Origin of the sequence: Streptomyces capoamus (assembly GCF_014654935.1) — a bacterium.
GTDB lineage: Bacteria > Actinomycetota > Actinomycetes > Streptomycetales > Streptomycetaceae > Streptomyces > Streptomyces capoamus.
Genome location: NZ_BNBF01000010.1, coordinates 196,722 through 204,910 on the forward strand (window position 1 = coordinate 196,722; position 8,189 = coordinate 204,910).

General features: G+C 74.5%; 5 protein-coding genes and 1 pseudogene. 1 reads left to right on the plus strand and 5 read right to left on the minus strand.

Translation table 11 applies throughout. From position 1 onward, the window contains the following. Positions 1–89: 89 nt before the first annotated feature. Positions 90–1,343 (minus strand): M6 family metalloprotease domain-containing protein, encoded by a 1,254-nt coding sequence (locus tag IE312_RS18175; protein WP_189983024.1) that lies wholly within the window; start codon positions 1,341–1,343, stop codon positions 90–92. A gap of 338 nt (positions 1,344–1,681) precedes the next feature. Between IE312_RS18175 and IE312_RS18180 the strand changes: the two genes are divergently transcribed. Continuing rightward, positions 1,682–3,487, plus strand: coding sequence for a putative bifunctional diguanylate cyclase/phosphodiesterase (locus tag IE312_RS18180; protein WP_189983026.1), 1,806 nt, complete (start codon positions 1,682–1,684; stop codon positions 3,485–3,487). On the opposite strand, the gene IE312_RS18185 is transcribed toward IE312_RS18180, so the two are convergent. The 4 genes and pseudogenes from IE312_RS18185 to IE312_RS40695 all read right to left on the minus strand — a co-directional run. Continuing rightward, the gene (locus IE312_RS18185) at positions 3,466–4,563 is read right to left on the minus strand and encodes an LLM class flavin-dependent oxidoreductase (RefSeq protein WP_189983028.1); all 1,098 of its coding nucleotides are present in this window, start codon (positions 4,561–4,563) and stop codon (positions 3,466–3,468) included. The genes IE312_RS18180 and IE312_RS18185 overlap by 22 nt on opposite strands. Positions 4,564–4,856: 293 nt before the next feature. Next, positions 4,857–6,194 carry an AAA family ATPase gene (locus tag IE312_RS18190; RefSeq protein ID WP_189983030.1) on the minus strand — a complete coding sequence of 446 codons (1,338 nt, stop codon included), beginning with the start codon at positions 6,192–6,194 and terminating at the stop codon, positions 4,857–4,859. After that, positions 6,191–7,780 carry an amino acid adenylation domain-containing protein gene (locus tag IE312_RS18195; protein WP_189983031.1) on the minus strand — a complete coding sequence of 530 codons (1,590 nt, stop codon included), beginning with the start codon at positions 7,778–7,780 and terminating at the stop codon, positions 6,191–6,193. Before IE312_RS18195 ends, IE312_RS18190 begins: the two co-directional genes overlap by 4 nt. After that, positions 7,771–8,189 (minus strand): annotated as a pseudogene (locus IE312_RS40695) (hypothetical protein); the annotation flags it as partial. The pseudogene IE312_RS40695 and the gene IE312_RS18195, both read right to left, overlap by 10 nt.

The following is an 8,189-nucleotide window of genomic DNA, read 5'->3' on the forward strand; positions in this document are numbered from 1 at the left end:
GCGAAGGAAACGGCGGGTCCGGTTCGAAAGAATCCGGCCCGCCGTTTTCGTATACGCCTACGCCTCGGCACCCTCGGCCCTCGGCGTCCTCAGCTCTCGACCCCCGGTGTGATCTTCACGGTCCACGCCCCCGAGGCCGTCCGGCCCTCCGCCTCCACCTTCACACCCTCCCCGGGCACGGTGAAACTCTCCCCGAGGAAGACCGGGGCATCGGCGAGCGGCGGGTAGACCGAGTTCTCCCAGCAGGCCTCGGAACGCGGGTGGGCGTCCACGACCTGTACCGGCCCGTCGCCGGACTCGGCGCCGCCGTGCACCCGGTAGACCAGGATCCCCTGCCGGCAGGACAGCCGGTCGTTCCCGGCCGCCCCGCGCGCCTCGAAGGCGAGGGCGCTGTCCGGGCCGGTGCGCACGACGGCCAGCTTGACGCCGTCGCCCAGGCCGAAGGCGGGGGTGCCGCCCGCGCCCGGCACCGTGACGCCCGGCCCGGCCGCGAGCGGCTCCAGGGTGAGCCGGGTCGGCGCGGCGCCGCGCACGCACACCACCTGGCGCGGGCCCAGCCAGCCCAGCCGCCACTTGTGCCAGCCGAACAGGTCCGGCGCCAGCCCGAACTGGCTGCCCATCAGGTCCCAGTCGCCGACGTAGGTGTCCCAGTCGCCCTTGCCGTCGACCGGGCGGTGGTACAGGTCGGGCAGGTCGAAGACGTGGCCGGTCTCGTGGGCGAGAACCAGCCGGTCCGGCGGATGGTGCTCGAAGACCGTGACGACCCGGTGGATGTCGGTGCCGTCGGCGCGCAGGGGCGTCTCGAGGTTCACCACCTTGGTGGCGTCCGAGTCGACACCGGGCGCGTCCGGATCGGCGACCAGGTACACGACCGGGTAGCGCGAGAAGTCGACCTCCTTGTCGGCCACGGCGAACGCGTCCCGCAGGTAGGCGGCCCGGTCCTCGGCGTTCCAGTCCCGCCGCATGGCGTACGACGTCGACGGGCGCGGCATGCGCAGCCAGTGCTTCAGCGGGTGCGGGCGCAGGGTGAACCGGCCGTAGGACGCCTGCTCGTAGAAGCGGCTGGTGGCCGGGAAGTGGTCGGCGGCCAGCTCGGCCGGGGTGGTGCGCGGGGTGGCGTCCGGGAAGGAGAGGAAGACCATCACCGCGTCGAGTGCGCCGGCCGGACGGGTGAAGGCGGGGTCCCAGCCGTCCACGCCCTCGGAGTGGTGGGCCTCGGTGCGCGGCAGGGCGCAGGGGGCCGTGGAGAACGGCTCGGCGGCCGACGGGCCGGAGAAGATGGAGGTCGCGGCCAGCGCCGACAGCGTGGTGAACACGGCGGCGGTGCTGCGCAGCTTGGGCACGGACTTGACCTCCGGATGCGGTTCGCGGGACCCGCACCCAGATTGCTGGTATTCGCCGCGTTCTGCCCTGTTTGCCTGCACCAGAAGAGTGAGTGCGCTCCCAGCCGTACGCCGGCGCGCCCCGGCGCCCGACACCCCGAAACACTCACGGAACGTCACAACTGGTCGGGGGGCTGTAGAACCCGTCCAGGTGCGGGCAGAAACGATCTGTCAGAACCGGTGCTCCGTCCGGGAGACTGGACAGTGGCTGGAAGGGCCCGGGGCCAGCCTCTATGATCGGCACACTTTCCGGCACGGACAGGCACGGACACAGATCGAGTGCACTGCGGGAGCGAGCGGTGAGCGGAACGTCCGAAGGGCCGACGCCCGCGGCAGACCTCGACCGGTCAGCCGTCACAGACAGTCACCACACCACCTACCACCGTGTCTTCGCGACCGCGCCGCTCGCCATGGCGGTCGTGGCCCCCGAGGGCTACGTCATCAGCGCCAACACCGCCCTCGGCGAGCTGCTCGGCACCGACCCGGACACCCTCGCCGGGCGGGTCGCCGCCGACCTGGTGGACCTGGCCTCCGACGCCCGCAGCTGGCACGCCTACCGCGAGGTGCTGCGCGGCCGGCAGGCCCGTCTGCGCTGCACCCGCCGCCTCAAACGCCCCGAGGGGCACTCGCTGTGGGTGCAGGTCACCGTCGCCCCGCTGACCGGCGGCGAGCCCGGCGTCCTGATGTCGGTCGCCGACATCAGCTCACGCCGAGAACTCCAGGCCCAGCTGCGGCACTTGCAGATGCACGACCCGGTGACCCGGCTGCCCAACCGGACCCTGTTCTTCGAGCGCCTGACGGCCGCGCTGGAGGCGGAGGCCTACGAGCAGAGCGGCACCGGCCGGATCGGCCTGTGCTACCTGGACGTCGACGGCTTCAAGGCCGTCAACGACACCCTCGGCCACCGCGTCGGCGACCGGCTGCTGGCGGCCGTGGCCGAACGCCTGACCCGGGTCGCCGACGAGACCGGGTACGCCCGCGCGGCAACTCCCCTGGTGGCCAGGCTCGGTGGCGACGAGTTCGCGCTGCTCGTGGAGGACTCCACCGGCACCGAACAGCTCGCCGACCTCGCCGAGTCCGCCCTGAAGGCACTGGAGGAACCCTTCGATCTGGCCGGGCAGCGGCTGTCGTTGACCGCTTCCATCGGTGTCGTCGAGCGGCACGCGGCCGGTACGACGGCAACCGGCCTGATGCAGGCGGCCGATACGACGCTGTACTGGGCCAAGGCCGACGGCAAGGGCCGCTGGACCCTGTTCGACCCCGAGCGCAACGCCCACCGGATGACCCGTCAGGCGCTGTCCTCCACCCTCCGGCCCGCCATCGAGCGCGGTGAGTTCGTCCTCGACTACCAGCCGCTGGTGGCCATGGAGGACGGCCGGCTCAACGGCGTCGAGGCGCTGATCCGCTGGCACCACCCGCAGTTCGGCACCTTGACGCCGAATCGGTTCATCGGATTGGCGGAGGAGGACGGCTCGATCGTGCAGCTCGGCCGCTGGGCACTCGGCACCGCCTGCCGGCAGGCCCGCCGCTGGCAGCTGGACCACCCCGGTGAGCCGCCCATCTTCGTCAGCGTCAACGTCGCCGTACGCCAGGTGTGGGACTCGGACCTGGTGGCCGACGTGGCGGAGGTTCTCGCCGAGACCGCACTCGCCCCGCACCTGCTGCAGCTGGAGCTGACCGAATCGGCGGTGATGGGCTCGGCCGGCCGGCCGCTCCAGGCGCTGCAGGCGCTGAGCGACATGGGCGTGCGCATCGCCATCGACGACTTCGGCACCGGCTACTCCAACCTCGCCTACCTGAGCCGGCTGCCGGTCTCCACCTTGAAGCTGGACGGCTCCTTCGTGCGCGGCTTCCAGTACGAGGGCGACAAGAAGGCGGTCGCCCCCAACCCGGCCGACGAGGTCATCGTGGAGGCGATGATCCAGCTTGCCCACCGGCTCGGCCTGACGGTCACCGCGGAGTGCGTGGAGACCTCGGCGCAGGCCACCCGGCTGCGCCGGATCGGCTGCGACACCGGGCAGGGCTGGCTGTACTCCCGGCCGGTGTCGCCGGATCGTATCTCCGAGCTGCTGGGGGAGCAGGCCTACGCGGTCGGCAACCCGTAGGCGTCCGCGATCAGTTCGTACGAGCGCAGGCGCAGTTCGCCGCGGTGCGCGTGCGAGGTGAGCATCAGCTCGTCGGCGCCGGTGCGCTTGTGCAGGTCGTCCAGGCCGGCGCGGACCTCGTCGGCGGTGCCGTGCACGATGTTGGCCGTCCAGGAGGCGACGAACTCCTCCTCCATCGGGCTGAACCGGTGGCTCTCCACGTCCTCGGGGTCCGGGAACAGGCCCGGGCGGCCGGTGCGCAGCCGCAGCATGTTCAGGGCCACCGCGCGGGACTGCCGGCGGGCCTCGCGCTCGTCGTCCGTGGCGATCGCGGAGACCCCGATGAGGGCGTACGGCTCGGCCAGCGCGGCGGAGGGCCGGAAGGTCTGCCGGTACAGGTCCAGGGCCGGGATGGTGTTCTGCGCGGAGAAGTGGTGCGCGAAGGCGAACGGCAGGCCCAGCATGCCGGCCAGCTGTGCGCTGAAGCCGGAGGAGCCGAGCAGCCAGACCGGCGGGCGGTGCGGGGACTGCACGCCGCCGGGGGTGGTGCCCTGCACCGGGCCGGGGATCGCGTGGATCCGGGCGTACGGGTGCCCGTCCGGGAAGCTGTCGTCCAGGAACCGGGTCAGCTCCGCGAGCTGCTGCGGGAAGTCGTCGGCGCCCTCGTTCAGGGTGTCGGTGCGGCGCAGGGCGGCGGCGGTGGCCCCGTCCGTCCCCGGTGCCCGGCCCAGGCCCAGGTCGATCCGCCCCGGCGCCATCGCCTCCAGCGTCCCGAACTGCTCCGCGATCACCAGCGGGGCGTGGTTGGGCAGCATGACACCGCCGGAACCGAGCCGGATGCGGTCGGTGTGGGCGGCGAGGTGGGCGAGGATCACGGCGGGGGAGGAGGAGGCCACACCGGGCATGGAGTGGTGCTCGGCGACCCAGTACCGGTGGAAACCGCGGGACTCCGCCAGCCGGGCGAGCGCGACGCTGGTCCGCAGGGCGTCCGTCGCGGTACTGCCCGCGCCGACGGTCACCAGGTCCAGTACGGAGAGGGGGGCGGGGGCGCTGCCGTGGCTGTCCCCCCGGATCTCGTCTGCCTCGTCTGCCACCACGGTCTGGGCCTCCTGTTCCGACACGAGCTGTCCCGGTGCTAACAGGAGAGAGTCTCCGCTTATTCCGGAGACGTCCCGGGCAGCGGTCAGGGGCGCCAGCTCACCCGGTGTCCGGCCAGGTGGGGTGGCCGGGGTGGTCGGTCGGGTCAGGGGCGCCAGCTCACCCGGTGTCCGGCCAGGTGGGCCAGGACCGCGTGGTTGGCCTCCCAGCCGTCCGGGCTGTGTTCATGGGCCGCCTCCGGCGGCGTGCCGGCCTCCGTCCGGCGGTGGGGTGGCCGGGGTGGTCGGTCGGGTCAGGGGCGCCAGCTCACCCGGTGTTCGGCCAGGTGGGCCAGGACCGCGTGGTTGGCCTCCCAGCCGTCCGGGAACTTCACCAGGGTGCCGAGCTGGACCGGTTCCGTGGAGGGGTAGTCGTCCAGGAGGTCGGTGACGCCGGCGCGGCAGACCACGATGCAGGCGTGGCGGTGCCGGGAGGCCAGGACGCACAGGCGGCCGGTCTCCAGGTGGAAGGCGGTCGCGTCCGGGCGGCCGGAGAGCGGGTGCAGGACGACCGTGACGTCGTACTCGCGCCCCTGCAGGCGGTTCGCGGTGTCGACGGTCACGTCCGGCACGCCGAGGCCGGCCAGGGCCGCGCGGACCGCCGCCGCCTGGTCGCGGTGCGCGGTGCCGACGGCGATCCGGTCCGCGGTGAGCGGGGCCGGATCCGGTGCGCGCTCCGAGAGCGTCGCCCCGCCCCGGTCCAGCAGGCGCCGGACGACCGCCGCGACCGCCCGCACCGCCTCCGGGTCCGTGCGCGGGGTGTGCCGGGCCGGCAGCTCCAGCAGGCCCCAGCCGGACTCCGCGGCCTCGTCGATCACCCGGTCCGGCCCGGAGCCGTCCGAGGCGACCGCGAAGGCCAGCCGGCGGTCGCCGTGGGAGGTGCCGCTGCGGAAGGGGGTGTACGGGTAGAAGGCCCTGGAGACCAGGGGCGCCGCCGAGGCCGGCAGGCGCCAGGACACCGGCAGCCGGTGCTGCGGCAGGTCCGGGTTGTGGGCCAGGAGCGTGCTGACGGCGGACGCCGAGGGGTCGTACGACAGGCCCGCCCACTGCTCGCTGCCGACGATGGAGAACGGGTCCAGCTGCCCGGGATCCCCCACGAACAGCGCCCGCTCGAACAGGCCGGCCACGGCCAGCAGGGAGTCGGAGCGCATCTGGTAGGCCTCGTCCACGATCGCGTGCCGCCACGGCTCGTCCGTCTTCACGTGCGCCCACTTCGCCGCGGTGGACAGCACGACCGGCAGGCCGGTCAGCTCGGCGGCCTTCGCCGCCGTACGCACCTGCGGCAGGGCGTCCAGCGCTTTGTCGTACGCGTCGGCGTCGCTGCTGTGCAGCCGGCCCACCGGCAGGTCCGGGTTCTTCTCGGCGAGCCGCAGGACCAGGTCGTCGACCTGCGCGTTGGTCTGCGCCACCACCATCAGCGGACGGCCCGCGTCGGCCAGTTCGAGGGCCGCGCGGACCACCAGCGTCGACTTGCCGGCGCCCGGCGGCGAGTCCACCACCACGCCCCGCCGGCCGCCGTGCAGCGTGTCGTCCAGGATGGCGTCGGTGGCGCGGGCGGCCTCGGCTCCGGGGTCGAAGTCGACGGTCGTCACAGCACGTCCTCCTCGGTCACGGGGTCGGGGGCCTCCGGCGCCGGTTCACCCGGCGGGCCGCCGTGCGTCCACGGGGTCTCCTCCGGGTCGGGCAGCTTCGCGCCGCCGCGCTGCTCGTGCTCGAACAGCGTGAAGCAGACCCGGTCGCCCTTCTCCGGCACCGACCCGGGCTCGGGCTCCTTGCCGCGGCCCATCCGGTCCAGGATCCGCAGCACGAGGACACCCTCCGCCTCCTCGCCCACGAACTCCGCCGACTGCGGCTTGCCGCCCAGCGAGCGGTACACCCGCGTCCGCTCCGCCAGGTGCGGCCGGTCCTCGGTGCGGACCGTCACCAGCGGGCGCGGGCTCGGCCGCTTCCCCTCGCTGTACGCCGTCTCGACACCGGTCACCTCGCCCGCGAACGCCTCTCCGGCCAGCCGCCGCCCCGCCATCTCCAGCGGGTCGTCCAGCGCCTCCTGCGCCTCCAGCCGGGCCTGTTCCCGCTCGCGCGTGGCCAGCTTGTTCGCCGCCGTCACCGCGTCGTCCCGGCGCGGCTGCGGCGGCTCGCCGGCCAGCACCCGGTCCCGGTGCGCGGTGAACGACCAGCGGTCCCGGGTCCAGCGCTCCTCCACGTGTGCTCCGGCCGGCAGCGTCCGCAGCAGGTCCAGGCCCCGCCACACCGCGTCCCAGGTGGGCCGGGCGCGGCTCTCGACCAGGTCGCGGACCTCCCGCTCGGCCCGGGTGAGCGCGGCCAGCCGGCCGTCGGCCTCCAGCGGGTCCTCGGCGGCGGCCAGCGCGGTCCGCGCCCGGTCGTACCGCTCGATCGCCGGAGCCAGCAGCTTGTTGTCGAACGCCGGGTCGGTGGCGGGGCCGGCCGGCGGGCACAGCAGCTGCCCGTCGGCGTCCCGGGCGAGTTCGGCCCGGCGGGCGGCTTCCGCGCCGGTCAGGCCCCGCGGGGGGTCGATCCAGGCCAGCAGCGCCCCCAGGTGCTGGTCCTCCAGGCCGGACTGGCCGGTCGCCCAGTGCCGGGAGAGCACATCGGTCAGGGCGAGCAGCAGCGAGGAACCGGGCACCCGGGCCCGCTCGCCGTAGTGGGTCAGCCAGCGGCCGAGCAACGGCACCCGGGGCGGCGCCGGATGGGGCGCGTCCGGATCCTGCTCCGCGGTGCGCCGGAACCGCATCGAGCGGCCCAGCAACCGGACCAGGTCCAGGCCGGGACGGCTCGGCACGATCAGCTGCGGCGCGTCCGCGCACAGCTCGGCCGCCACCTTGACCCGCTTGCCGGTGGCCGGGTCGGTCTCGGTCCGCTCGGTCTGCTCCACCGACTGCGCGTGGGCGTCGATGTGGGGCAGGACGACGTCGGCCAGCTCGGCCAGGAACGTGAAGCGCAGATCGCGGTCGCGGGGCTGCGGGACGACGAGCAGGCGCGGCGCGTCCCGGTCGGTGCCGACCAGCGCGCCGAGCGGGGCGCCGGTCTCACCCGCGGTGGTGAGCGGCACGAACACCAGCGGACGGTCGGACAGCTGCCGGTGCCGGACCGTCGCCGCCGGCTGCGCCCGGCCGCTGTCGACGGCCTCCAGCCGGGCGAGCGTGGTGATCAGGGACACGCGGTCACCTCCGCGGCCGCCGCCAGGGCCTCCGCGCGCAGGGCAGCGGCCCGGCGCAGCGCGGCCACCGCCGGGTCGTCGGGGTCGCCGCTCTCGCCGCGGGCGGCGGCCAGCACCTCCCCGACCGTGGCCAGGCCGCCCAGTTCGGCCCGCAGGGGCCGGCCGAGGCGGGTGACCGCGTCGGCCGCGCGGGCCCGGTCCCGGCAGTGGAAGGCGAGTTCGCAGGCGGACAGGCACTCGGGCGCGTAGGCCGCCGGCACCGCCGCCACGGCCGCCGTCAGCTCCTCGGCGGGCCGGTCGGGCGCGAAGCACGTGCCCTCGGGCAGCGCCCCGGCCAGCTCCTCGATGCGGGTGAGCCGGGCCAGCTGGCGAGCCGTGACGGCGCGCTGCTTGCGGATGTCGACGGCGG